Annotated in this window: 23 protein-coding genes; 9 read left to right on the forward strand and 14 right to left on the reverse strand. The window is 62.9% G+C overall.

Annotation, left to right across the window (positions count from 1 at the left end; all coding sequences use genetic code 11):
* Positions 1–39: 39 nt before the first annotated feature.
* From doeB to ehuR, 10 genes are all read right to left on the reverse strand, one after another.
* Positions 40–1,041, reverse strand: coding sequence for a N(2)-acetyl-L-2,4-diaminobutanoate deacetylase DoeB (gene doeB, locus A6B35_RS24285; protein ID WP_006206693.1), 1,002 nt, complete (start codon positions 1,039–1,041; stop codon positions 40–42).
* A gap of 5 nt (positions 1,042–1,046) precedes the next feature.
* Positions 1,047–2,225 (reverse strand): ectoine hydrolase DoeA, encoded by a 1,179-nt coding sequence (gene doeA, locus A6B35_RS24290; RefSeq protein WP_006206692.1) that lies wholly within the window; start codon positions 2,223–2,225, stop codon positions 1,047–1,049.
* Positions 2,226–2,359: 134 nt separating this feature from the next.
* Positions 2,360–3,352, reverse strand: a complete 993-nt coding sequence (locus A6B35_RS24295; protein ID WP_006206691.1) for a cyclodeaminase — start codon at positions 3,350–3,352, stop codon at positions 2,360–2,362.
* The gene (gene eutB / locus A6B35_RS24300) at positions 3,349–4,341 is read right to left on the reverse strand and encodes a hydroxyectoine utilization dehydratase EutB (RefSeq protein WP_006206690.1); all 993 of its coding nucleotides are present in this window, start codon (positions 4,339–4,341) and stop codon (positions 3,349–3,351) included. The genes A6B35_RS24295 and eutB overlap by 4 nt, the downstream gene beginning before the upstream one ends.
* Positions 4,342–4,345: 4 nt before the next feature.
* Positions 4,346–5,119, reverse strand: coding sequence for an ectoine utilization protein EutA (gene eutA / locus A6B35_RS24305; protein ID WP_006206689.1), 774 nt, complete (start codon positions 5,117–5,119; stop codon positions 4,346–4,348).
* Between the two features lie 5 nt (positions 5,120–5,124).
* Positions 5,125–5,784: an ectoine/hydroxyectoine ABC transporter permease subunit EhuD gene (ehuD, locus tag A6B35_RS24310; RefSeq protein ID WP_006206688.1), complete on the reverse strand. Its 660-nt coding sequence runs from the start codon at positions 5,782–5,784 to the stop codon at positions 5,125–5,127.
* A gap of 16 nt (positions 5,785–5,800) precedes the next feature.
* Positions 5,801–6,460, reverse strand: coding sequence for an ectoine/hydroxyectoine ABC transporter permease subunit EhuC (gene ehuC / locus A6B35_RS24315; protein ID WP_006206687.1), 660 nt, complete (start codon positions 6,458–6,460; stop codon positions 5,801–5,803).
* A 68-nt stretch (positions 6,461–6,528) separates the two neighbouring features.
* Complete coding sequence (gene ehuB / locus A6B35_RS24320; RefSeq protein ID WP_006206686.1) at positions 6,529–7,380, reverse strand: ectoine/hydroxyectoine ABC transporter substrate-binding protein EhuB; 852 nt, start codon at positions 7,378–7,380, stop codon at positions 6,529–6,531.
* Positions 7,381–7,509: 129 nt separating this feature from the next.
* Positions 7,510–8,295 (reverse strand): ectoine/hydroxyectoine ABC transporter ATP-binding protein EhuA, encoded by a 786-nt coding sequence (ehuA, locus tag A6B35_RS24325; RefSeq protein WP_006206685.1) that lies wholly within the window; start codon positions 8,293–8,295, stop codon positions 7,510–7,512.
* Between the two features lie 157 nt (positions 8,296–8,452).
* Positions 8,453–9,838 (reverse strand): MocR-like ectoine utilization transcription factor EhuR, encoded by a 1,386-nt coding sequence (gene ehuR, locus A6B35_RS24330; protein WP_006206684.1) that lies wholly within the window; start codon positions 9,836–9,838, stop codon positions 8,453–8,455.
* 83 nt (positions 9,839–9,921) lie between these two features.
* Between ehuR and A6B35_RS24335 the strand changes: the two genes are divergently transcribed.
* The 5 genes from A6B35_RS24335 (at position 9,922) to A6B35_RS36730 (ending at position 15,162) form a co-directional block, all read left to right on the forward strand.
* Positions 9,922–10,413 carry an Lrp/AsnC family transcriptional regulator gene (locus A6B35_RS24335; protein ID WP_040584300.1) on the forward strand — a complete coding sequence of 164 codons (492 nt, stop codon included), beginning with the start codon at positions 9,922–9,924 and terminating at the stop codon, positions 10,411–10,413.
* 131 nt (positions 10,414–10,544) lie between these two features.
* The gene (locus A6B35_RS24340) at positions 10,545–12,038 is read left to right on the forward strand and encodes an NAD-dependent succinate-semialdehyde dehydrogenase (protein ID WP_006206682.1); all 1,494 of its coding nucleotides are present in this window, start codon (positions 10,545–10,547) and stop codon (positions 12,036–12,038) included.
* A 31-nt stretch (positions 12,039–12,069) separates the two neighbouring features.
* A complete protein-coding gene (locus tag A6B35_RS24345) occupies positions 12,070–13,449 on the forward strand; it encodes an aspartate aminotransferase family protein (protein ID WP_006206681.1) in 1,380 nt (459 codons plus the stop codon).
* A 9-nt stretch (positions 13,450–13,458) separates the two neighbouring features.
* Positions 13,459–14,556 carry an alcohol dehydrogenase family protein gene (locus A6B35_RS24350; RefSeq protein ID WP_006206680.1) on the forward strand — a complete coding sequence of 366 codons (1,098 nt, stop codon included), beginning with the start codon at positions 13,459–13,461 and terminating at the stop codon, positions 14,554–14,556.
* A gap of 378 nt (positions 14,557–14,934) precedes the next feature.
* A complete protein-coding gene (locus A6B35_RS36730) occupies positions 14,935–15,162 on the forward strand; it encodes a hypothetical protein (RefSeq protein ID WP_244426140.1) in 228 nt (75 codons plus the stop codon).
* Positions 15,163–15,178: 16 nt separating this feature from the next.
* Here A6B35_RS36730 and A6B35_RS24360 read toward each other — a convergent pair whose 3' ends face one another.
* Together A6B35_RS24360 and A6B35_RS24365 are read right to left on the reverse strand one after the other, a co-directional pair.
* Positions 15,179–15,442, reverse strand: coding sequence for a hypothetical protein (locus A6B35_RS24360; RefSeq protein WP_006206678.1), 264 nt, complete (start codon positions 15,440–15,442; stop codon positions 15,179–15,181).
* A gap of 296 nt (positions 15,443–15,738) precedes the next feature.
* The gene (locus tag A6B35_RS24365) at positions 15,739–16,197 is read right to left on the reverse strand and encodes a hypothetical protein (RefSeq protein ID WP_156788625.1); all 459 of its coding nucleotides are present in this window, start codon (positions 16,195–16,197) and stop codon (positions 15,739–15,741) included.
* Between the two features lie 441 nt (positions 16,198–16,638).
* On the opposite strand from A6B35_RS24365, the gene A6B35_RS24370 reads away from it, so the two are divergent.
* Together A6B35_RS24370 and A6B35_RS24375 are read left to right on the forward strand one after the other, a co-directional pair.
* On the forward strand, positions 16,639–17,163 hold the full coding sequence (locus tag A6B35_RS24370; protein WP_050900695.1) for a transglutaminase-like cysteine peptidase: 525 nt from the start codon (positions 16,639–16,641) through the stop codon (positions 17,161–17,163).
* A gap of 319 nt (positions 17,164–17,482) precedes the next feature.
* Positions 17,483–19,105: a GNAT family N-acetyltransferase gene (locus tag A6B35_RS24375; RefSeq protein WP_006200204.1), complete on the forward strand. Its 1,623-nt coding sequence runs from the start codon at positions 17,483–17,485 to the stop codon at positions 19,103–19,105.
* A 115-nt stretch (positions 19,106–19,220) separates the two neighbouring features.
* Here the strand turns inward: A6B35_RS24375 and A6B35_RS24380 are convergent, their stop codons facing one another.
* Together A6B35_RS24380 and A6B35_RS24385 are read right to left on the reverse strand one after the other, a co-directional pair.
* Entirely contained in the window at positions 19,221–19,703 is a 483-nt protein-coding gene (locus A6B35_RS24380) for a hypothetical protein (RefSeq protein ID WP_040582028.1), read from the reverse strand.
* 7 nt (positions 19,704–19,710) lie between these two features.
* Entirely contained in the window at positions 19,711–20,493 is a 783-nt protein-coding gene (locus tag A6B35_RS24385) for a response regulator transcription factor (protein ID WP_081482058.1), read from the reverse strand.
* A 606-nt stretch (positions 20,494–21,099) separates the two neighbouring features.
* Here A6B35_RS24385 and A6B35_RS24390 point away from each other — a divergent pair.
* Together A6B35_RS24390 and A6B35_RS24395 are read left to right on the forward strand one after the other, a co-directional pair.
* Positions 21,100–22,944 (forward strand): hypothetical protein, encoded by a 1,845-nt coding sequence (locus A6B35_RS24390; protein WP_006200201.1) that lies wholly within the window; start codon positions 21,100–21,102, stop codon positions 22,942–22,944.
* Between the two features lie 129 nt (positions 22,945–23,073).
* Complete coding sequence (locus A6B35_RS24395; protein ID WP_139032174.1) at positions 23,074–25,119, forward strand: type I secretion protein; 2,046 nt, start codon at positions 23,074–23,076, stop codon at positions 25,117–25,119.
* The last annotated feature ends 619 nt before the right edge of the window (positions 25,120–25,738 follow it).

The following is a 25,738-nucleotide window of genomic DNA, read 5'->3' on the forward strand; positions in this document are numbered from 1 at the left end:
GACGATTGCTCGGCCCTGACGGACCTTCATCGGAAATCATCAACCGACCAGCACGGCCACGACGGCTGCACAATCGCCAGCCTTGACCAGGCCAGGAAAATGCCGCGCCGCCAGCAGGCCCGACATCCTGGCCCTGATCTCGTGCGGCGCGACACCGGTACGGCCGACGGAATGGATGCGGGCCAGCACCTGCCCCTCTTCCACCTTCTCGCCGAGATCGACCATCGTTTCGATCATGCCGTCGTCCTCGGCAAAGGAGAAGCATTCGCCCGACGGCATATCCAGCCATTGGGTTCTGACCTTCTCGACCGCACCAGAAACAATGCCGGCATGGCGAAGCACATTGAGCACGCCGCGCCTGGCGATCCGCACCGTCTCCGCGCGGGACGTCCCGCCACCGCCGAGCTCGGTGGTGATGAACAATTTGCCCATCTCTTCTGCGGCGGTGTCGAACATGCCGACCGCGTCGATCTCAAGCATCTTCATCGACCACGGTGCCGAGAACGCCTCGACCGCGTCAAAACCCTTGGCTTCCAGCACCTTGTCGGGGCGGATATGGGCGGCGCAGAACGGCACGAAGTCGAGCGTCCTGCCACCGGAATGGAAGTCGAGCGCGATGTCGGTGCGTGGCAAGAGCTCGCGCTGGAAATAGTCGGCGATCTTCTCCGTCACAGTCCCATCGGGACGGCCGGGAAAGCTGCGGTTGAGATTGCCCTTGTCGATCGGCGACGTGCGGGTGCCGGCGCGGAAGGCCGGATAGTTCATCGCCGGCACGATGATCACCGTGCCGCTTACCTCTTTCGGGTCGAGCGTGCGGGCAAGGTCATAGAGCGCCAGCGGCCCCTCATATTCGTCGCCGTGGTTGCCGCCGGTCAGCAGCGCCGTCGGCCCCTTGCCGTTGCGGATGACGCAGGTCGGGATCATCACAGAACCCCAGGCGGAATCGTCGCGGCTGTAGGGCAAGCGCAGGAAACCGTGCTGGACGCCGTCGCGGTCGAAATCGACGGTTGGTGCGATCGGCGACGGACGAAGGCTGGACATCGGGCTCAATCCTTCACCACCAGCTTGCGCGGCACATTGGCCAGGCACTCTACGCCATCATCGGTGATCAGGATGGATTCGGTGATCTCGAGACCCATCGTCTCCAGCCACAGGCCGGTCATGAAATGGAAGGTCATGCCGGACTTGAGTTCGGTGCGGTCGCCGGGGCGCAGGCTCATGGTGCGCTCGCCCCAGTCCGGCGGATAGGACAGGCCGATCGGATAGCCGGTGCGGTTGTCCTTGACGATGCCGTACTTCTTCAAGACGGCGAAGAAGGCGTTGGCGATATCCTCGCAGGTGTTGCCGGGCTTTGCGGCGGCAAGGCCGGCCTCCATGCCTTCCAGCGTCGCCTTTTCGGCATCGAGGAATTCCTGCGTCGGCTTGCCGAGGAAGACGGTGCGCGACAGCGGGCAATGGTAGCGATTGTAGCAACCGGCAATCTCGAAGAAGGTGCCCTCTCCCGACTTCATCGGCTTGTCGTCCCAGGTCAGGTGCGGCGCCGAAGCATCGGCGCCCGATGGCAGCAACGGCACGATCGCCGGATAGTCGCCGCCGATCCCGTCGACACCGCGCGTGCCGGCATCGTAGATCTCGGCGACGAGATCGCATTTGCGCATGCCGACCTCGATTGTGTCGACGATGCGCTGATGCATGGCTTCGACGATGCGGGCGGCCTTGCGCATATAGTCGATCTCGGTCGGGCTCTTGATCGCGCGCTGCCAGTTGACCAGGGCAGTGGCGTCGACGAAGCGCGCGTTTGGCATGTGCTTCTGCAGCGAGGCGAAGGCAGCCGCCGAGAACCAGTAATTGTCCATCTCGACGCCGACGGTCAGCTTGCCCCAGCCGCGATCGGCAAGCACGCTGGCCAAAAAGTCCATCGGATGGCGCTCGGTCGATTGAACGTAGTGGTCAGCGTAGCCGACGATGTTGTCGTGGGCGAGGTAGGCGGTGCGCTTGGCGCCGTTGGCGTCCTGGCCGCGGCCATACCAGACCGGCTCGCCCGACGGCGGCACGATGACAGCTTGATGCACATAGAACGACCAGCCGTCATAGCCGGTCAGCCAGGCCATGTTGGACGGGTCGCTGACGATCAGCAGATCGACGCCCTTTTCCTCCATGGCCTTCCGGGTCTTGGCAAGGCGCTCCGCATATTCGCCGCGCGAGAATTTCAGGTTTGGCTGCATTGTTCTTGATCCTCGTTTGTTGGGCCCTGGAGCCCGTTTCAACTTCGTTGAACCCAGCTCCAGGAATTTTGCTCGAGCATGATCTGATCGGAAAACCGGTTCCCACTTTTCCGGATCATGCTTTGCGGCCAGCATCAGCTTTCGAAAATGGTTCCGGCATTGGCGGCCCGTGCGCGGTCGCGAGCCAGCGTGGCAATTGCGGTGTCCTGCACACCGGTGCCGGTCAGGTCGGCAACAGTGATGTCGCTGGCCGAGCGCCGGCCATGCTTTTCGCCGGCGATGATCTGGCCGAGTTCGGTCACATCGGCGTCGGCTTCCATCACGCCGGCGGCGATGGCGTGATGCAATTCGCCGAGACGCCGGGTCTGCTTGGCGCTGTCGGCGACATAGAGATCGGCCATGCGCAGGATCGCCGGCGCGATCTCGTTCTTGTGCTCGGCGTCCGAGCCCATGGCGGTGATGTGCTGGCCGGCCACGATGAACCCGGCCTTGATCAGCGGCTCGGTCGACGGCGTGGTGGTGACGATGATGTCGGCGCCGGCAGCCGCCTTTGCAGCATCGGGCTCGGCACGCACGATGATGCCCAGCTTCTTGCGTAAGCCGGCCGCGGTGGCTTCCGCCTTGGCGGCATCGCGTGCCCAGATGCGGGCTTCTTCGATCGGCCGTACCAGCTTCAGTGCCTGAAGCTGCAACCCGGCTTGGACACCGGCACCGAAGATCGCGGCAACGGAGGAGTCCGGCCGCGACAGGTGCTTTGCCGCGACCGCGCCGGCGGCGGCGGTGCGGACGTCGGTGAGATAACCGTTGTCGAGCAGCAGCGCCTCGACCTGCCCGGTCTTCGCCGAGAGCAGCACCATCATGCCGCCGCCGCTGGGCAGGCCGAGCTTCGGATTGTCGAAGAAGCCCGAGCTGATCTTCACGGCAAAGCCGTCGATCCCAGGCACATAGGCCGACTTCACGTCGACCTCGCCGTTATGTTCGGGAATGTCGAGACGTAGGATCGGCGGCATCGCCACCGGCAGGGTGGCCAGGGCTCGAAACGCATTCTCGACGCAGGCGACGGCATCGAGATCGAGCGTCACGATCCTGCGCAATTCCGCTTCGGTCAGGATGGTCATGCGGCTCATGCAACACGCTCCACTGTTGATGGCGTTTCACCGCAGACGATCCTCCGGTGCAGCGTCATATCGATGTTGCGGCCGGACAGGATGAGCACCACCGGGCCTTTCGCCCTGACCTTGTCGGTCACCAGCGCCGCTATGCCGACCGAACCGGCGCCCTCGACAATCTCGCGTTCCTGTTCATAGGCGTGACGGATGCCGGCGGCGATCTCGTCTTCGCTGAGCAGGATAACGTCGTCGAGCAGGTCGCGGCACATGGCAAAGGTCAATCGGTTGTCCAGGCCGATGCCGCCGCCAAGCGAATCCGCCAGTGTCGGCAGTTCCTCGACCAACACCGGGCGGCCGGCATCGAGGCTCGCCTTCATCGCAGCGCCCCGCGTCATCGAAACGCCGATGACCTTTGTCCTCGGGCTGACGCCCTTGACGGCAGCCGCAACGCCCGAGGCCAGCCCACCGCCGGACAGCGGCACCAGCACCGTTGCCGCGTCCGAAACCTGCTCGATGATCTCCAGACCCAGCGTCCCCTGCCCGGCGACGACGTCGGGATGATCGAAAGGCGGCAGCATGACCAGGCCCGCCTCCCCGACCAGCCGCTCGACCTCCTGCTGCGCGTCGTCCTGGCTGTTGCCGACGATGCGGATCTCGGCGCCGAGGCGGCGGATGGCGTCCAGCTTGTTTTCGGGCACCAGCCGCGACATGCAGATCACCGCACGCAGGCCTTCGAGCTTTGCCGCATGGGCGAGCGCCCGGCCATGATTGCCGGTCGAGGCCGCGACAACACCGCGCGACTTCTCTTCAGGGCTCAGCGTGGCGATGGCGTTCGATGCGCCGCGCAGCTTGAAGCTGCCGGTGGTCTGGCGGTGTTCGAGCTTGAGGTAAACCGGTTCACCCAAGTGCTCGGAAAGACCCAGGGAAAGCGCGGTCACCGTTTGCTCGACCTTGCCGGCAATGCGGTCGCGCGCTGCGCGAATGTGCTGAAGCGTGACCTCTGTCATTTTATCAACCAAGCGGCAGCGTCATCAGCCGGCCGAATTCGGGACGCAGCTTGTCGTCGCCACAAAGCCGCAGGCAGTTCCAGGCACTGGCCTGGTTGCTGGTGACAACGGGGAGACCGATCGCCTGTTCCATGCCGGGCACCGCAAGAGCTGCCCGCAGTGCCGTGCAGGAGACAAACAACGCGTCGGCCTCTGCATGCGTTGCTTTCCGGGCCAGTTCGACCAGCGAAGCCGGCGCAATGCGCGCCATCTCGCGGTCGTCCTCGAAGCCAAGACAAGTGAAGCTCAGTATGTCGAAGCCGCGCTCGGCGAAATAGGTCGCCATCGGCCGGCTGGTCTCGACGGTGTATGGGGTGAGGATGCTGATCTTTTTCGCGCCCAGCGCCTTCAGCCCGCGCACGCCGGCCATGGGTGGCGTGACGACCGGTATGCCGGGCTTGGCGGCCTGCACCGCCGCCTCGATCTCGGCATCGCCGATGACCACCGAGGCCGAAGTGCAGGAATAGCAGATCGCATCGAGCGGCTCGTCCGGCAGGATCAGTGCCGCGCCGGCCGACAGCTCCGGCTGCATCTTGCGCAAATTCTCCGGCGTGGTCGGATTCTTGTAGGGGATGCGGGCCACATAGACGCCGATCCGCTCGCTCGCCACCATGCGGCGGAAATCCGGTTCGCTGGTGTGGTCGGTGGCTAGGATGATCAGGCCGACGCGCTTCTCCAGCGGACGCGCGTCGAGCGCCGGCCTGGTCGGCATCAGTCTGATCTCGGGCAGCGGTTTCATGAAAACTACCTTTCGATCTTGCCGTAGCGATGTTCCAGCCAGCGCAGCAGCACGACCGAGAACAGGCTGATGACGAGGAAGAAGGCGCCGACCAGGGTCATCGGCTCGATGTAGCGGTAGTAGGTGTTGGCGACGCTCTTGGCCTGGTTCATCAGCTCTAGCACGGTGATCGCCGAGAGCAGCGGCGTCTCCTTGAACATGGCGATGAAATAATTGGCCAAAGCCGGGATCATCGGCGGGATCGCCTGCGGGATGATGATGTGGGACCAGGTCTGGCCGGCGCTCAGATTGCAGGCCTTGGCGGCCTCCCACTGGCCGCGCGGCACATTGTCGATGCCGGCGCGATAGACTTCCGCCGTGTAGGTGCCGTAGTGCAGTCCGAGTCCGATGACACCGGCCACCAGCGGCGGCAACAGGATGCCGAAATCCGGCAGCACGTAGAAGATGAAATAAAGCTGCACCAGAAGCGGTGTGCCGCGGATGAACTCGGCAAGGAAGCCGACGCTGCGCGACACGGCCCGGTTCGGCGAGCGCCGCGCCAGCGCGATGGCCAGGCCGACGATCGCCGCCAGCACCGAGCCGAGCAGCGTCGCCAGGATGGTGATCTTCACCCCCTGGATCAGCGTCGGCATGATCTCCCAAACGAAGTTCCAATCCCAGTCCATTACAGGGCCCATTCCATCAAACGCGCACTCCATCGAGGCCGCGCGCCATGCGGCGTTCCAGCGAGCGCACGCCCCACGAGATGATCAGCGCCAGCACGAAATAGATGATCAGGATGGTGGTGAACGGCATCAGCGTGTTGCCGGTCTGAGAGCGCACGACCTGCGCCTGGAAGGTGAGGTCGGCGAGCGAGATCAGCGAGACGACCGAGGTCGCCTTGAGCAGTTCGATGGCGTTGTTGCCGAAGGTCGGCAGCATGACCAGCAGCGCTTGCGGCAGGATGACATGGCGCATGCCTTGCCAGCGACCAAGATTGAGCGCGATGCAAGCCTCATATTGCTCGCGGCCGACCGACTGGATGGCGCCGCGCACCACTTCGGCGGCATAGGCGCCGACATTCAAGCCCAGCGCCAGCACGCCGGCCTGCAGCGGCGTTAGCGATATGCCGGCAAGGGGCAGCACGAAATAGACCCAGAACAGTTGGACGAAGATCGAGGTGCCACGAAAGAATTCGATATAGGCGGTGGCGAGCGCCCTCAGCACGAAGTAGCGCGACAGACGTCCCATGCCGGCCAGAAAGGCCATGATCAGGGCAAGCACCGACCCCATCAGCGTCAGCTCGATGGTGACAAGCGCTCCCTGCAATATCAGGCCGAGATAGCCGGACCACTGGGTCATCTAGGCTCCAACGTTGGCGGTTCCTGGGTCCTTCTCCCCGTGAACGGGGAGAAGGAAGTAGGCGCGCCCTACTTCGCGGCGCAGAGCTTGTCGCGCGTCGTCGACATCGCCGCCGCCGCCGAGAAGCCGTAAGGCTCGATGATCTTGGCGAACTCGCCGGACTTCTTCAGCTTGGCGAGTTCGACGTCATAGGCGTCGCGCAGCGCCTCGTCGCCTTTCTTGAAGGCCGCGCCGTCGCAATAGACCGGCGCGCCCTGCACCGGGGCGATGACTTCGAGGTTCGGATCGTTGGCCTTCTTGACCAGGTCGTTGATCGACAGCACGGGCAGCGAATAGGCGTCGATACGGCCGTCCTGCAGCATCTTCAACCCGCTCTGGCCGTCCGGCACGACGATGACGCGATCGCGCGGCACGCCGGCATTGAGCGCCAGCTTCTCTTCGGTGCCACCGCCCGGCGCACCGATCGTGGCGGAAGAGTCCTTGGCGACGTCCTCATAGCTCTTGAAGCCCTTCGGATTGCCCTTCTTGACCAGCATCGCCTCGGCGTCGCACAGCACCGGCTCGGAATAAGCGACCGCCGCGCAGCGCTCCGGCTTCATGAACAGGCCGGCGGTGACGACGTCGAACCGGCCGGCCTGCAAGCCCGGGATCATGGCGCCATATTCGGAGATAGAGGCGACGATGTCGCCGACGCCGAGGCGCTTGAAGATCTCACGCGCCACGTCGGGCGCCGCACCCGAGACCTTGCCGTCGGCGGCGACCGCCGTATAGGGCGGCTCGTTGGCGATGGCGACGCGGGCAAAGCCCTGTGCCTTCAACTGCTCGAGCTTGCTGTCGTCGGCCGAGCCGGCACTCGAGGCGGCAAGAACGGCCGTCAGTGCAAGGCCGGCGACGCCGGCCAGAAAGCCAAATTTTTTCACTGTTCCCAACTCCTTGTTCTGTCTTCTTGGTTTGCTCGATTTGGGCATTTAAGCCCTGAGGACGGCTTCGCCGCCTCTAAGGACGACCTTGTCGCCTCGGGACGGCTTTCGCCGCCCGTTGCATAGCGGTCAGACACGGTGTCCGGCCGCGATGATCTTCTTCAGGAAGCCCTGCGTGCGCTCCTGCTTGGGGTGGCGGAAAATCTCGTCGGGCTTGCCTTCTTCGACGATCCTGCCGCGATCGAAGAACAGCACCCGGTCGGCGAAGTCGTGGGCAAACCCCATCTCGTGGGTGACCAGAAGCATGGTCATGTCGGTCTCGGCGGCGAGCTTGCGCATGACGTTCAGCACCTCCTCGACCAGCTCCGGATCGAGCGCCGAGGTGACTTCGTCGAAGAGCATGATCTTCGGCGACAGGGCCAGTGCGCGGGCAATCGCCACGCGCTGCTTCTGGCCGCCGGAAAGCTGCGCCGGCATCGCCTTCGCCTTGTCGGCCATGCCGACCATCTCAAGCAATTCCATCGCCCGCTTCTCGGCGGCGGCGCGGGCAACGCCCTTGGTCAGCATCGGCGCCAACGTGACGTTGTCCATGACGCATTTATGCGGAAACAGGTTGAACAGCTGGAAGACCATGCCGATCTTCTGCCGCATCTTGGCCAGATGCCGTTCGTCGGCGGCCAGTAGCTGGCCGTTGCGCTCCATGTGATAGAGTTGCTCGCCGTCGATCTGGATATGGCCGCCGTCGATCTTCTCCAGCGTCATCAGGATGCGCAGGATCGTCGTCTTGCCGGAGCCGGACGGGCCGATCAGGGCCAGCTTCTCGCCGGGCATGACCTGCATCGACAGGCCGTCCAGCACCTTGAAGGCGCCGAAGCTCTTCGAAATGGCGTCGACCTTGATGATGGGTGCGGGCAATCAATTTCCCCGTTCTGGAGGAGCCATGCCCTTAACGATGGGGAACGTGCGAAATCATGTCAATTAGGAAAATAATATCATGACAATATTTTCAGCGTCGCCCAATTTCAGGGCAATCTGTGCCCAAAAGCGCGCTGCGGTTTTTGGGCGGTATGCATCAGATGGCAAGCAGGAGATGTTCCGGATCGCCAAGCAAAAGCTTGGCGACAACGCTCAGGCCCGCGCGCAGTTCCCCCTCGGTGGTCGATCCCAGCGAGATGCGCACGGCGGGGCGCCAGGGCGCGTCGGCAATGCGGAACGATGTTCCCGGCGCGATCGCCACCCCTTGCAGGCGGGCCTGCGCAACGAAGCTCTCTTCGGCGCGGTCGCCGGAAAGCTCGAGCCACAGATGCAGCCCGTCGCGGTGGACGCGATAGTCGACGCCGGCCAGCACTTCCGCGGCGATATCCTGGCGCCGCCGCAGCGCCGCGCGCTGCCAGCGCACAAGCTCCATCGCCGTGCCGTCAGTCACCCATTTCGTGGCGATCTCGGCCACCAGCGGCGTCGCCATCCAGTTGGAGACGAGGTGGCGGTTGGCCACCGCCGCGACATAGCGATCAGGCGCGGCGAGATAGCCGATGCGCAAGCCGGGCACGGTGATCTTGGTGAAGGAGGTGACATAGAGCGTGCGCTCGGGCGCGAAGGCGGCGACCGGCGGCGGCCGGTCCTCGACCAGCGGCCCGAGCACATCGTTCTCGATGATGGCGATGTCATGCTTGCGCGCAACCGCGGCGATCTGCTCACGCCGCGCGGCGTCCATCAGCGTCGCCGTCGGGTTGATCACCGAGGGCTGCACAAACACGGCGCGGATATCGGAGAGCCTGCAGGCCTCGTCGAGCGCCTCCGGGATGAGGCCGTTGCCATCGATCGGCAGGCCCTCGAGGTTGAAGCCGAGATAGCGGGCGAGCGGCACCAGCGTGTGGTGGCCGATGGCCTCGGTGGCGACCGTCGAGCCGGGCGGCGCCACGCTCATCAGCGCCACAGTCATGCCGGCAGTGGCGCCATTGGTCAGGCTGATGTTCTGCGGCGAGACATCGAGCCCGCAAAGCTTCAGCCATTCCACCGCCACCGCGCGATGGCGCGGAAACACCATATTCGGGCGGAAGGATAGCGCCGAACTCGACGGCAGGTTCTCGGCGAGCCACCCCAGCGCCTGCTTCAGCCGTTCCAGATGCATCGGCTCGCAGACCGGTTTCAGGATCGAGAGGTCGATGACCTCGCCCAGCCGCTCCGGCAGATAGGGCGGCTCCGGCTCGCGGCGCTGCGTCTGCACGAAGCTGCCACGGCCGATCTCACCGGAGATAAGGCCGCGGCGGATCAATTCCTCATAGGCGCGGCTCACGGTCTGCACCGACAGTTTCAGCTCGTCGGCCAGCCGGCGATGCGTCGGCAGCCGGGCGCCATTGGCAAGCCGCCCGTCATGGATGGCGCGGGCGAACTGGTCGGCGAGCGACTGGTAGGCCGGGCGACGAATGAGCGCGGGATCGGGCTGCCACAATATCATGACTTATTAGAGATCGAAATCAGTGCAATTGACAATCGAAATCATGCGCCCCCATGGTGTCGGGCAGCAAAAAGTGGACGCCCATGGCCGCAGCCAAACTCGATCCGATCGACCTTAAAATCCTCGACGCCATCCAGCGCGACGGGCGCATCACCAAGCTGGCGCTGGCCGACAAGGTCGGCCTGTCGCCGACGCCGTGCTGGATGCGGCTGCGCAAGCTGGAAAAGGCGGGCATTGTCTCCGGCTACCATGCTTCGATCGCCATGCGCGCCGTCGCCCCGGTCGCCACCGTCTTGATGGAGGTGACATTGGCCAGCCACCGCCAGGCCGATTTCGACCGCTTCGAGCGGGTAATCCGCGACATTCCGGAGATCGTCGCCTGCTGGTCGGTTGGCGGTGGCGTCGACTATATGCTGAAGGTGATGGCGCGTGACATCGACGCCTATCAGCGGCTGGTCGACGCCTTGCTCGAGCGCGAGATCGGCATCGACCGCTACTTCACCTATATCGTCACCAAGACGGTGAAGGACGAGACGGTGGTGCCGGTGGCCGATCTGCTGCCGCTGCAGGCGTAAGGCAGAGAGATCGTCTGCTTCGCGCGACGAATAGAGACAATCTCTCTACGTGCCGACGCCGAAACAGTCTCTCTGTCTCAACCGCGCGAATAGTCTTTCCGCATCGCCTTCGGCACCGGGAGACTCGATCGATGTCCGCGCATTTTGCCCGCCAGTTGAGCCATGAAGCGCTCGACCGCCTCGCCGACCGCCGACTGCTGCGCGAACTCGCCTATGTCGATGGCCACTGGACGGCAAGCGAGGCAGCGGAGAGCTTTGAAGTTACCGATCCGGCGACCGGCGCCACCGTCGCCTTCGTCGCCGCGCTCGATGCCGGGCAGACGACGAAAGCGATCGATGCCGCCGCGCGCGCCTTTCCGGTCTGGCGGGCGCTGCTGCCGCAGGAGCGCTCGAATATCTTGCGAAAATGGTTCGAACTGATCGTCGCCGCCAAGGAGGATCTGGCGCTGCTGATGACGCTGGAGCAAGGCAAGCCGCTGAAGGAGTCGCTGGGCGAGATCGACTACGCCGCCTCCTTCGTCGAGTGGTATGCGGAAGAAGCAAAACGCCTCAACGCCGAGAGCGTCACCAGCCATTTGCCTGGCGCCGAGATGATGGTGCGGCGCGAGCCGCTCGGCGTCGTCGGTATTGTCACGCCGTGGAATTTTCCGTCGGCGATGCTGACCCGCAAGACTGCAGCGGCGCTTGCCGCCGGCTGCACCATCGTCGCGCATCCCTCTTCTGAAACGCCGCTGTCGGCGCTGGCGCTGGCCGAACTCGGCGAGCGCGCCGGCCTGCCTGCCGGTGTCTTCAACGTCCTCTCCGGCAATGCGCGGACCATCGTTGGCGCCATGTGCGCCGATGCGCGCGTCCGCGCCATGAGCTTCACCGGCTCGACCGAAATCGGCAGGCTGATCGCCGCGCAAAGTGCGCCGACGATGAAGCGCCTGCTGATGGAGCTCGGTGGCCACGCACCGCTGATCGTGTTCGACGACGCCGACTTGGACAAAGCAGTGAGCATCGCCATTGACGCCAAATTCGCCACCTCCGGCCAGGATTGTCTTGCCGCCAACCGCATCTACGCGCAGCGTCCGATCTACGATCGTTTCTGCGCCGCCTTCGCCAAGCGAATGGAGACGCTGCGGACGGGCAATGGTCTGGCTGATGAAACCGACATCGGACCGCTGATGCACGAGCGTGCCGTCAACAAAGTCGAAGAGCAGGTCGTTGACGCCCTTGCCCTCGGCGCGCGCTGCCTGGCGGGCGGCAAGCGCCATGCGGCGGGGCCGCTGTTCTATCAGCCGACGCTGCTTGTGGACGTGCCCGACGAGGCGCTGATCATGTGCGAAGAGACTTTTGGTCCGGTCGCGGCGGTGACACCGTTCGACAGCGAGGCTGACGTGATAGCTCGTGCCAATGCCACCGAATACGGCCTCGTCGCCTATGTCGTGACCGAGAACGGCGCCCGCCAGCAGCGCCTGGGCCGCGCGCTCGACTACGGCATGATTGCCATCAACCGGGTCAAGATCACCGGCGCGCCGATCCCGTTCGGCGGCGTCAAGCAGTCCGGCATCGGCCGCGAAGGGTCTCGCCACGGGCTCGAAGCCTTCACCGATCTCAAATACCTTTGTCTCGATGTAGCCTAGGCTGCGCCGACCTTCCTTCAGGAGTCAAAAAATGCTCGAACAGTCCAACGAACTTGCCGCCTGGGACCGCGACCACTTCTTCCATCCCTCGACCCATATGGGCATGCACGCGCGGGGTGAATCGCCGGCCCGCGTCATGGCCGGTGGCGAAGGCGTCACCGTCTGGGATAACGCTGGCAAGAAGAGCATCGATGCCTTTGCCGGCCTCTACTGCGTCAATGTCGGCTATGGCCGCCAGAAGATATCGGATGCGATTGCCGCCCAGGCGAAGAACCTCGCCTACTATCATGCCTATGTCGGCCACGGCACCGAGGCCTCGATTACGCTTGCCAAGATGATCATCGACCGCGCGCCAAAGGGCATGAGCCGCGTCTATTTCGGCTTGTCCGGTTCCGATGCCAACGAGACCAACATCAAGCTGATCTGGTACTACAACAATGTGCTGGGGCGGCCGGAGAAGAAGAAGATCATCTCGCGCTGGCGCGGCTATCACGGCTCCGGCGTGATGACCGGATCGCTGACCGGGCTCGACCTGTTTCACAACGCCTTCGACCTGCCGCGCGCACCGATCCTGCACACCGAGGCACCCTACTATTTCCGCCGCGCCGACCGTTCGCAGAGTGAGGAGCAATTCTCGCAACATTGCGCCGACAAGCTCGAGGAAATGATCCTCGCCGAGGGCCCGGACACCGTCGCCGCCTTCATCGGCGAGCCGATCCTCGGCACCGGCGGCATCGTGCCGCCGCCGGCCGGCTACTGGGACAAGATTCAAGGTGTTCTGAAGAAGTACGACGTGCTTCTGGTCGCCGACGAGGTGGTGACCGGCTTCGGTCGGCTGGGCACGATGTTCGGCTCCGACCACTACGGCCTCAAGCCGGATCTCATCACCATCGCCAAGGGCCTGACCTCGGCCTACGCGCCGCTGTCGGGCGTCATCGTCGCCGACAACATGTGGCAGGTGCTGGTTCAGGGTTCCGACAAGCTGGGTTCCCTCGGCCATGGCTGGACCTATTCCGCGCATCCGATCTGCGTTGCCGCGGGTGTCGCCAATCTCGAACTGATCGACGAGATGGATCTGGTGAAGAACGCCGGCGAGACCGGCGCCTACTTCCGCGCCGAGCTTGCCAAGGCCGTTGGTGGCCACAAACATGTCGGCGAGGTGCGCGGCGACGGCATGCTGGCGGCGGTCGAGTTCGTCAAGGACCGCGACGACCGCGCATTCTTCGATCCATCGCAGAAGATCGGTCCGCAGATCGCGACAGCACTCGCCGAGCGCGGCGTCATCGGCCGCGCCATGCCGCAAGGCGACATCCTCGGCTTCGCACCGCCGCTGTGCCTGAGCCGCGAGGAAGCCGACATCGTGGTGGCGAAGACCGCCGATGCGGTGAAGAGCGTATTTGCCAATCTCTGATATCGACCCATGAACGCCATGACCAAAAACCTCCCCGCAACCATGTCAGCCGTGCTGCTCACGGGCCACGGCGGACCGGAAAAGCTCGTCTACCGCACCGACGTGAAAGTGCCCTCGCCTGCCACCGGCGAAGTGTTGGTCAAGGTCAGTGCCTGCGGCATGAACAACACCGATGTCTGGGTGCGCCAGGGCGCCTATGGCACGGAGGAGGATGCAGCCGCGGTGTCGACCTGGCGGCGCCAGGGCAACACGCTGACCTTCCCGCGCATCCAGGGCACCGATACGGTCGGCACCATCGCCGCCGTCGGCGACGGCGTCTCGCCTGACCGCGTCGGCGAGCGGGTGATGGTCGACTTCTCCATCTACAACAGCGACGACGATTCACTCGCCGATATCGACTATATGGGCCATGGCCGCGACGGTGGTTATGCCGAGTACCAGACGGTGCCGGCCGAGAACGCGCATGTCGTCGACACCGAATTGAACGACATCGAACTCGCCACCTTCTGCTGCGCCTATCTCACCGGCGAGCAGATGCTGGACCGCGCCGCGCTGAAGGCCGGCGAGCGGGTGCTGGTCACCGGCGCCTCGGGTGGTGTCGGCTCAGGCATCGTGCAGCTGGCGCGTGCACGTGGCGCTATCCCCTATGCCGTTGTCGGCAAAGGCAAGGAGCAGGCGGTGCGCGACATCGGTGCCGAGGCGGTGATCACCCGCGGTGTCGCCGATCTGCCAGCCGCCGTGAACGAGGCGACGGGCGGCAGGCCGATCGATGTCGTGGCCGACCTGGTCGGCGGCGCGATTTTCAACGACCTCTTGCGCATCCTCAGGCCCGAGGGCCGCTACACGACGGCGGGCGCGATCGCCGGTCCGGTGGTGCAGCTCGATCTCCGCACCATGTATCTCAAGCAGTTGCAGCTCCACGGATCCAGCCAGGGCACGCGCGCGGATTTCCGCCGCATCGTGCGCTACATCGAGGCGCAAAAAATCCGGCCGCTGGTCGGCGGCGTCTACAGGCTGTCCGATTTCCACAAGGCGCAAGCAGACTTCATCGCCAAGGATTTCGTCGGCAAGCTGGTGGTGGTGCCGGACGCGATGTGGAGCAAGTAGACCTGTCTCCGAGCAACGGCGGCATTTGGCCGACTGAGCGACGTTCAGCATGGGGCGACAGTGAATGCCCGCGAAACGCAGCAGGAGCCGGCGCTTGCTGAGGTTGGCAGCCCCTGCCCAGCCGCGCGTGCGGCACCGGCCCCAACAGGTTTGTATCATCCGCGGCTCAACTCGTTGGAAACGCCTGGTTTGCAGGCCGCCAAGTCCGGGTAGCGGAAGCGCATAGTCCGGCCAAAGGCCAACTATGTTGCCTGTTTCACAGTCAGCGTCACCGTTTCGTTACAGAAAAGAGCGACCTTAATGTACTCGGGAGGGGAGTTAACCGTGGCTATGACGTACAAGACAGTTCAGGAAGCGCTCCGGGCGGCAGGCATTGTCATGAGCAAGAGGGGCGAAACCCATCGCATCAATTTCTTCTTCGGCCTCGAAGACACCGCGCACTACACGACAAGTCTTCAAGATGCCCTGGAGAAGGGATTGGCGATGGCGAGACGCCAGCGCAGTGTCAGGGTTGGTCCTGGTCCGCTCGCCTCGTTGGTCGAACCGATGCAACTGTCGAGATTGCAAAATGTCCGAGGCTCTCTCGGTCCCGGCTACGCCAGGTAGGACAGGCCCGGCTTGATCAGTTCAAGCTGGAGGCGCAGCGGACCAGCTCGACCAAATCAAGCATTTCGTCCCAATGCGGTGAAAGTTCGACTCCAAGGCCGGAGCCATAGGAAAGCAGGGAAAACTGGGTCGCCAGTTCTTCCTGAAGACGCAAGGCTTCAGTCGGGTCAGGGATTGAGGTGGTGGCCATCGCCGCCAGATTGCGGCACTGCGCCTCGGTTTCAAGGCCGACGCCGCCAACAATCACACCCAGTTCAACCATGATCGAGATCAGGCGCACAAAGCCCCTCCGGCCATCCTGCGCAACACGAACGACCAAAATCAATCACGACTGATCGGAAATGAAAAGCGCCGTTCCGCGCAATCCCCAATTTCCCCCGAGGTTAGCCGGCTGTCTGAAAAGGCCTGCGTCGGCACCAGCCACAATGCCGACAACGCCGGAGTTGGGATCACAGCCATCGGTTGCCGGCGGTTGGGCCCAAAAGGGATTTGTCCGTCACGCGCCGCGAAGGACAAGGTGGGCGCCCATGCAGGCGCCCACCCCGAATTCCATTGGATTGCGGTGCGCTGGCGGGCTCAGCCGCCGCTACCGCCCGAGCCGCCGCTGCCGCCTGAACCACCGCCGCCGCCGGAGCCGCCCGAACCGCCGCTGCCGCCAGAACCGCCGCTACCACCAGAGCCGCCGCCCGAACCGCCGTCGCCGCCCGAACCACCACTGCCGCCGCCGCTGCCGCCAGAACCGCCGTCGCCGCCAGAGCCGCCAGAACCACCGCTACCACCTGAGCCGCCCGAACCACCACCGGAGCCACCGCCGCCGCCGCCATTGCCGCCGCCACCGCCGCCGCCATTGCCGCCGCCGCCGTTGCCGCCGCCGTTACCGCCGCCGTTGCCGCCGCCGTTACCGCCGCCATTGCCGCCGCCGTTGCCGCCGCCACCACCACCGGAGCCGCCTGAACCACCACTGCCGCCGGACCCGCCGCCTTCACCGTCGCTGAGAGCGGCCGCGATGAGAGCCGTCGTGATCGGTGGGCACATTGCGATTTGTGCACGGCTCAGAATACTGCTGCGATTGCTCGCGATGCAGCAAAGCGCGTAGTTGGCTTCCGTCAGCGGCTGGCATTGCGCAGCCGTCATCCGCGGTCTGGGGGCATTCTGTGCTGCTGCTGGGAATACAAAAGTCGCCGCCACGAGGGCGGTTGAAACAAGCAAGGTTGTGCGAACCCTGCTCGCGCAGGTTGAGTACAGGTGCATTTCTTCCTCCTAAGGGAAAAAAGGCGCTCCCGTCCCCAAACTGGGCGCTATATCAAAGTTTCCGACCACCGGAAACATATTGTTAAGTATACATTGTTTTAGAACCTGTGCAAACGCTATTGGCGAACGTTGATTTACCATATTCCTCGAGCATAATCTCCGACGACGAACTCGAGGGGACACAACGTGATTCGTTTGGCGGCGCTCATTGCCGCAGCCTTGGCCATGGCCGGCTGCAGTGAAACCATGCAAACCTCCGGCAGCGCGGCCATGATGGTCACCAAAGGCTACGCCTTTGCACCGCCCGCCTTTCGTCCCTTCTGCGCCCGGCAGCCACGGCTTTGCAGCACTGGCGGGCAGGTAAAGCAGGTTGAGCTCACAGCGGCGCGCCGGGCTGAACTGCAGGCCGTGAACAGTTCCGTCAACGCCAGGATCAAAGAGCGGAGCGACGCTTCCGCCGGCAGCGCCGACGATTGGCGCGTCCCGACGAAGGAAGGCGATTGCGAGGATTTCGCGATCCTGAAGAAGAGCGAACTCATGAAGCGCGGCTGGCCGGCCTCAGCCCTTCTGCTGACGGTCGTGACGCTTGGCGGTCAGGGACACACGGTGCTTACCGTTCGCACCGACAAGGGTGACCTGATCCTCGACAATCGCAGCGGCGCCGTCAGGAATTGGTCGCAGACCTCCTATCACTACTTTGCCCGGCAATCCCAGTCGCAAAACGGCAAGTGGACGCAGATCGCCTCCTAAGGCAATTTCAGGAAAAGCGTACCAGGGTTCCGTCCGGAATTGCGCAAAAACAAACATTTATCGCGTTTTGGCGATTCAAAAGCTGAGCCGCTCGGGCCGGCTACCCGGGCCAGATAGGCTGTATTGCCCCTGCCGGTCTGACGGCAGGATTTCGCGCCCGGCTGTCTCGCGATCGCTCAATCCTTTGATCGTCTTGCAAGGCCAGTCCCGCCATGGGACCATGAGCGGCAATTCCTTGGCTTTGCCACGGGTTCGGGGGAAATAGCTCAGACCGCGACCAGCGCCTATTGCCGACGCTCTTTGAGCACAGGTCAACGCCATGCGTGTGGATGTCATCGATAGCTTCGATACTCTCGTTCAGCTGAGAGGCAATTGGGATGCGGTCTATGAGGCGGATCCCGAAGCTCAGTATTTCATGTCCTGGACGTGGATGGCGGGCTGGTTCAAGCGGCTTCGCTACCAATGGCTTGTTCTGGGCGCGAGAGAAGACGATGCATCCGGCTATGTCGGCTTTTTCCCCCTGCAGCTTCGAACAGAGAGGGCCAGGGACGGCGCATTCCACAACGAACTGAGGACCGGAGGCGGCTACTTCGCCGGTTACGCCGGCTTCATCTGCGATCCGGACGTTCAGGATGCCGTCATCCGCGCATTCGCCGAACACGCCAAGCAGCTGAACTGGGCCAAGCTGCACCTCGAGAACATCTTTGCGTCGCAGCGGCGGCTGGACGCCTTTCTGGGGGAATTTGCGGCCCCTGAATTCCAGACCGGCAAGGTAAGGCGCCCGGACGACGGCGATCACATCGATCATGACATCTATGTCTATGTGAATCTGCCCGGCGACTGGGAGGAATTCCTCAACGAAAGGCTGGGGGCCGCGACGCGCAAGACCGCAAGGCGCACGCTGAGGGCAATCGACGATGCGGCCGAGTATCGGGTCACCGATGTCACCGCCGCGACGCTGGAACGCGATCTGCAGACGCTTCTTCAGTTCTGGGAGAACCAGTGGGGCGCCAAGTTGGCGGCGCGGTATCACCCGGGCCTGCCGCAGGCCATGATGACCAATTTCCGCAATATGCTGCGGTGCGCTTTCGAGGATGATGCCCTCTACCTTCCCGTCCTCTGGCAGGGTGACAACCCGATCGGCGCGCAGGCCACCTTGATCGATCGGAAAAACCGGACGCTGATCGGCATGCTCAATGGGCGTGATCTCGAGATCAAAAAGCCGGCGCCAGGCTTTGCGCTCCACCTCTACAGCATACGCTGGGCCATTCAGAACGGCTTTGCCGTCTATGATCTGCAGACCGGGGACTTTTCCTACAAGTATGATTTCGGCGGTCTCGAGCGCAGGGTCGAATGCCTTCTCGTGAGCACCGCGACGCGCCGCAATCTTCGCGACAGGCTGGAGGGCCGGAGCCTGCCCGTCGTGCTGGCGCGAGCAAAAGCGCTCCATCAGGCCGGCGACCTAGTAGGCGCCGCGCGCGCCTGCCGGCAAATCCTGGATGCCGATCCGGACCATGCCGGAGCACTTCAGCTGCTTCAGCAGCTGGATACCGCGCGCCGGTCCCGTTTGCCGCAAGATCTCAGCACCGCCGCTCGCCTGCACCAGGCCGGAAACCTGGCTGACGCTGAAAAGATGTATCGCGAGATTCTGGATATCGAGCCTGGGCATTTTGATGTCCGCTATCTCCTTGGCGTGGTTTGTCTTCAGCAGCGGAGATATGAGGATGCGGAACGTCAGCTCAGCCAGGCAATAGCTATCAGGCCCGATGTGCCCGCGGCGCACTACAATCGCGGTCTCGCGCTGGTGAAGCTCGACCGCATTGAAGAAGGGCTCGCAAGTCTGGATGCTTGTATCGGGCTGGCGCCGGGCCACGCCCAAGCTCTCGCCCTCCGCGACACTGCCTTGAAAACCTTTCAGCATGCCGCGCGCGCCGCGGAGTAGATGCGGCCCGCACGAAGAGCGCAACAGCTTGCGCGGATCGCCTGCAGCGAGGCCACCTGGGATTATCTTGAGCCTCTGAAGCTGGGGCTTTGGTGACCGCGAAGATAGGTACGCCTCACCTCGGAAACGAATTTTCTTCAACAATTGACCAAATATCTTTGTTTATATCTCTTATGCTCTCGATAGAATCGTGTATTTTATTTATTTCCTTTTCGTCTATCTCTTCAATCTTGCCATACCTTACCTCGTCCTTGCCATCCACGATGCGCATCAGTTGCGTGCTTGCATGATTCCCGGTTTCGTCGAACGAATAGATGCAATGGCTGTATTTATTTCGCAACTTCGCTTGACGTGTAAGTTTGTCGGTAACAGTCAGGACTGCCTGGCGGCATGGCGCCAACGTTTTCGGCATCTTCGCCAATCGCTCGACCAGCTCGATCCGCGCCCGAGTTGTGTTCAGAGTCAGGAAAATGATGATTGCCGTTTCCTTGTCGACCTTCGCCAGGCCGGCAATCAGATAAATCAGCAGGCTTTCAGTGTTGGTCCAGGTGTAATTCAACTGGCCAACGAGGAGCAAAACCTCCTGAAAGCGGGGCATCGTCGACTCAGAGCGAAGATTGAGAAAGGCGCGGCGGCCTTGCTCGTTCCATGTCGTTGAGAAACGTACCCTTTCGATCATGGAATATCGCAGCCGCCTCGGTCCTGTTGTGGGCGCCGAGTTTGGTGATGATATTGTGCAGATGAATCTTGACCGTATGTTCGGAAAGACGGAGCGCCGCAGCGATGATCTTGTTCTGCAGTCCCCGGGCGACCATCTCGAGGATCTGAAATTCCCGTTCGGTCAGTTCGCCCATCTCATCGAAACCGCCATCGCTGCTCGTCGCTTGAAGAGTCCGTCCGACATCTGGAGCTTTGTCGGAAGAGCCCTTCGCATAGGACTGAAACATGGCCAGCGGAAAATACTCTCCGCCACGAAGCACGAGCCTGATGACGGAAAGCCAGACATCAAGTTTCAGATCCATCGGCAGCACACTGCGCACGATTTTCGAATCGAAGACCTCCTGGACGGAAACGGGAGCGCGGCTGTCGTGTTGCACCAGAACGACAGGTGCTGCCGAATGAAACCGCATGAGATCGGCGGCATGATCGCCGATCCTGTCCAGGAATTCAGTGTCGACAAGTATCAAGCAAACGGGATGCTCGAACGTGGCGCATGCGGCTTCCAGGCTTGTAGCCTGCTCCACCGCTATGGAGGGAAATTCCCTCTCGATTGCGTATACAAGACATTCTGGAAAGCTGTCGGCCGAGGAAACTGTCAGTAGAATTCTGCGAGCCCAACTCTCTCCCACACCGCTACCCACGGTGCTACGCACATTGACGTTTGACATGGTTGCCACCCCACCTAGACCACTTTAGACCACTGTTCGGTCTCGTTTTTTTCCTTCTTCGATATCGCGGGCCTCTACCCCGCAAAACAGCTAGCCTTAACGACTTATACACTAAGTTAGCCCTGCCTGATATAGTTCGGAGGAGCTATTGCCGATTTGCCACGTCGCTTCGAAGGCGGGCGGCGTCCAACGGCACGACAGCGACAGCAAATCATTGCGAAATTCAGGCTCATTAGAGGGCTGCAATACCTTTCGCCCCATTCCATTGAACGGGCTAGCCCGAACTGTCAGCTTACAATTCACCCCCCGTGGCCACAAACTTCCCGTGTTCACTACAGGAGCGGGGAGCTCCCAGGCCTTGCCGTAGCTGAGCGACCGGATCTTTGACGATCCGGCGCGATGACCGGGCATTGCCTGATCAAGCTGCCCCTCCCCAGTCAACGGGAGGTACTCAAGCAAGCTTATGATGAAAGTCGGATTTCGGACCTCAGTCCCCTCGGTCCGACAATCCATTCACCGCATTAAACGCAACGTCCGCGAACAGCTCAAGACCGCGTAAGAGAAGAATGCGGTCCGGCAGTCGCGGCCTCAAATGAGGACACGATCATGTCTCTCGACCTCGACAAGAACAACATCAATGCATTCGGTTTGCAGATCGTTGACAGCGAATTCGATATCGGCGGCAGCGACGGCGAAAACGAGAACGAAAACAAGAACCAAAACACCAACGACGCCAAGAACGAGAACGAAAACGCGAACGAGAACAAGTCCGAGAACGAAAACGAGAACAAGTCCGAGAACGAAAACTCGAACGAGAACAAGGCCTCGAACGAGAACGAAAACAAGTCCGAGAACGAGAACTCCAACTCGAACAAGTCCGAGAACGAGAACTCGAACGAGAACAAGAACGTCAACGAGACCAAGGTCGACGTCGACGTCGATGTTGGCGTCAAGCTTGAAGGCGAGCTCGGAAACTCGGACGACGATTTCGCCGACATCTATTCCAGCGGCGACATGAAAATCGACACCATGATCAACAACAAGGACGGCAACGTCTCTTATGATCCTGGTGACGACGTCACGTTCAAGGACATCCTGAACAATTCGATGACCGGCGACGGAACCAACACCGCGTCGATCATCAACCAGACCCTCAACATGTACGACAACGACAAGCTCGACAACGCGACCGTCAAGAACGACGCCGATTTCAAGCTTGATCTGAACGCCAAGGGTGGCGAGTCCCAGGCCGGCGACGGCATCTCGGCTGGCGGCGGCGGCGGCGACGGCGGCGATGACGCCAAGGCTAATGGCGGCGAAGGCGGCAATGGCGGCGATGCCAAGAGCGGCGACATCGAAGCCGGCGACGGCAAGGGTGGCCTGGCGCTCAGTGCTGCCATCGGTGGCGACTCCAAGAGCGACAACAAGGCCGACGGCGGCGACTCCAAGGCCGGTGACGCCGATAGCGGCGACGCCAAGGGCGGCACCGGCGACGGCGGCAACGCCAACGGCGGCGATGGCCTCGGCCTCGGTCTCGGGCTCGGCCTCGGGCTCGGTGTCGGCGCGGCCGAAGCTGGCGATGCCAAGTCGGAAGACGGCGGCGACGCCAAGGCGGAAGCCGGTGACTCCAAGGCCGATGGCGGCGATGCCAAGGCTGATGGCGGCAATGGCGGCGACGGCGGCAATGGCGGCGACGTGACCGGCGGCGACGCCAAGTCGGACGGCGGCGACGGCCTCGATGTCGATGGCAAGCTGTCGCTCCTGAACTACGGTGAAGGTGGCGACGCCAAGAGCGAAGCCGGCGATGCCACCGGCGGTGGCGGCGGTGGTGGTGGCGGCGGCGGCGGCGGCGGTGCCGATGCTGACGGCGGCAACGCCAAGTCCGACGGCGGCAACGCCGATGCCGATGGCGGCGACTCCGAATCCTATGGCGGTGATGCCCTCGGAGCAGGCTATGGCGCAGGCTACGGCGCAGGCGTGGGCGCAGGCACCGGTGGTGCTGGCGGCACGGGCGGCGACGGAACCGGTGGCACAGCCACCAGTGGCGACGCGACCGGTGGCGACAGCCTCGGCGGCTTCGCAGGGGCGTTTGGCGGTGACGGCGGCAATGCGCTGAGCGGCGCCTGGGCCGATGGCTACGGCGGCGATGCCAAGGGTGGGTTCACCCTCGCTGGCGACGGCGGTGCCGGTGGTGCTGGCGGCTACGCCTACAATGGTGACGGCGGCGCCGGCGGCGACGGCGGGAGCTGGGGCTCGAACAATGGTGATGACGGCTTCGTGACCGGCACCAGCAATGCTTCGGCCGACGGCCTGATCGACGTCAGTGCCTTCAACCAGCAGATCGTGATGGGCGCCAACCTGCAAGAAAACCTGGTCGATCAGACCGTGGTTGGCGGGAACTTCACCAACACGCTGACTGGCGAAGACGCCGGCGACAACACTGGTGCGTAATTGGTTGCACGACTGATTTCTCAGGAAGTCAGACAGCTACGGACTGCGCGGAGTTTTCCGCGCAGTCCTTCCATCCGGGAGACATGCCGCCCGATCGAGCGCGAATGATCTCAAGATACGGAGGCTACCGTGTATTCCATGCAGCTGGACAAGATCACCGAAGCTATTTCGCATTTCATAGGAATGCTCGAAATCTCGGTCGAGGAAGCACGGCAGCTTAAGACCTACGACGATTTCAAGATTGCCGAGGCCGTTGAGCAAGAGACCTCCGACCTTCCCAATACAAACATAAACGTCAAGGCGCCTTACACGCTGGACGATTTCGATCCGCATGTTCCGTATATGGGGCTCAAGCCGGAACTGGTGCCGTACACCGTCAGCACGAGCTTCTGGTACACGCCTCCCGAAATTCCGAACGCCGGCCATTTGAGCCCTGGCCAGCACCTGTTTCACATCCCGCATCTGCCGGGGTTCGGCAGCCACATGACCCTGCCGCACATCGAACCGCCCGGCGAGGTCGCCATTCACATCAACCAGGAGATCCGCCTGTCCGACAACGACTATGTCGGCGCTGGCGGGCACGGCCTGATATTCACCCCGACGCTCGACGATGGCAGCCAGATGGTGTCCCTGATGAACACCGCGGCGGAACTGTCGCCGCTCGATGATCTGGCAAGGCCAGGCTCCGCCGAGGACATCGCAACCACGGTCATCACCGCAAGCGAGCGTATCGCGGCCTATTCCGACAGCTATGGTGGCGAAGCGAGCGTTTTCGTGCTGCACCCGGACGCGGCTTCGGGGCCGATCCAAGGAACCTACGTCAACGGACAGCTGGTCGACGAAGCCGACGCGCCGAAGGCGGAGGACCATCTCAACATCCTCAAGGAACAGAACGACGATTCCGACGGAGCCGAGGAAGGCGCCGTCGAGGACGACTACAACACGCCTCCGGACTCCTCCGACTTCATGTCGGGCTGGGGCAACGGCTTGCTGAACCCTGGTGTCGAATTGGACGCCGGCGGCAACACGCTGATCAACTCGGCCGTCATGACGAACAACTGGACAACGACGTCTGTCGTCGCCGTTGTCGGAAACAGCTATGAAATCAATGCCATCATTCAAATCAACGCGAGCTGCGACACCGATGCGGTCAGCTCCAGCCTGAACGGGTGGACGTTGGGCAACGCGCCCGACGAGAGCTTCAACATCGCGATGTTCAAGCACATCGATCCGTCGGCCGGCAGCGAAGCGCCGACCGCGGCGGACGGATTCCCCGCCGCCTGGGTGGTGACGCAGGTCACCGGCGACCTGATCATCATGAACTGGCTCGAGCAATACAGCTTCATGATGGACAACGACACCTCGATCCTGTCCTCGTCCGGCGTCAGGACCATGGTAAGCACCGGCGACAACACCCAGATAAACGACATATCGATCAATCAGCTGGGCCAGTACTACGACCTGATCATTATCGGCGGCAACATCTATGACGCCAACATCATCCACCAGCTCAACGTCCTGATCGACAACGATCTCATCGGCGCGGTGGATGGCTTCGAGACGTCCGGAGAGGGATCCTACTCGACCGCCGGAAACCTGATGTGGAACGACGCGACAATCATCAACGTTGGCGGGCAGAACCACTTCGAGGCATTGCCCGCGTCTTACCTGAAGGCGGCACATGACATGGCGGCCGGCAAGGATGGCGATCCTGGCGACATCCTGAAGGACCCGGCGTTCCACGGTCTCGGTCACTTGCGGGTCCTCTACATTTCGGGCGACCTGCTCAATGTGCAATACGTCTCCCAGACGAACGTGCTGGGCGACAGCGACCAGGTTGCCTTGGCGATGAACCAGTTCGTCGCCCATCCCGAAGCGGAATGGACAGTCACCACAGGCGGCAACCAGGTGGCCAATTTTGCCGGCATCGTCGACGTCGACGGAACCGACAAGACCTATGTGGGCGGCGAGCACTATTCGCAGGAAATTCTGATCCAGGCCGACATCATCTCGTGCGATCCGGAACTCGGCGGACAGAATCCGGACGCTCTGGTGAACGAGGCGGTTGCCTTCCTGGCCGACGACACCACCGACGACGACGCGCAGATAGACCATCCGATCATGCCGACGCCGGACCACGTCCAGGCGGACGGCATGCAGACAATTTTGGCCTGATCTGAGATCCGGGGGGATATCATGACCGACGAGCGCGATCTGGCTTGGGAGACGTTTGCCGAGGATCTGGAAGCAGCCTTGCAGGAGGGCGACCAGGCACCGCAAAACGCGAGTTCCGCGGCACCCCGCAAGACACTTTCGAACGCCTTGCGCCAGCATGAGCGGGCTATCGACCGGACCATGAAGGCGATCGACACCGTTGTCGACCAACTGCACGACGTCGCAGCCCGGCCGGCGGCGAAGGCCGAGCTGGAATCCCGCAATCAGGCGACCGAGGCTGCTGGTCGCAAGAGCACCCTCGCAACAGAGCAGGCCAAACCGCCTGCCGTCGCCCCCCAGGCCAGGATGGCGCCAGCCGCCGGAGCATCGGCGCCACCCATCGCAGCGACGCTTGCGCCTGCGCCAAGCCGCGGCGAGATCAAGCCAGCCGGCACGGCGGCGACCCCAGCCGTGGATCCACAGTCCGTGACGGCGAGAAAGCCGATGGCCGATCCTGCCGCGCCTGCGCCCGCCATGCAGGAGAAGCGGCTTGAGGACAAAGCGATCTCGGCAGGACAGACGACCGCGCGTTCAAGCGTCCCGTCCGCCCAGGCGCGTCCCGATGGCGCGCCGGCACCGG

Source organism: Mesorhizobium amorphae CCNWGS0123 (assembly GCF_001686985.1).
Lineage (GTDB): Bacteria > Pseudomonadota > Alphaproteobacteria > Rhizobiales > Rhizobiaceae > Mesorhizobium > Mesorhizobium amorphae.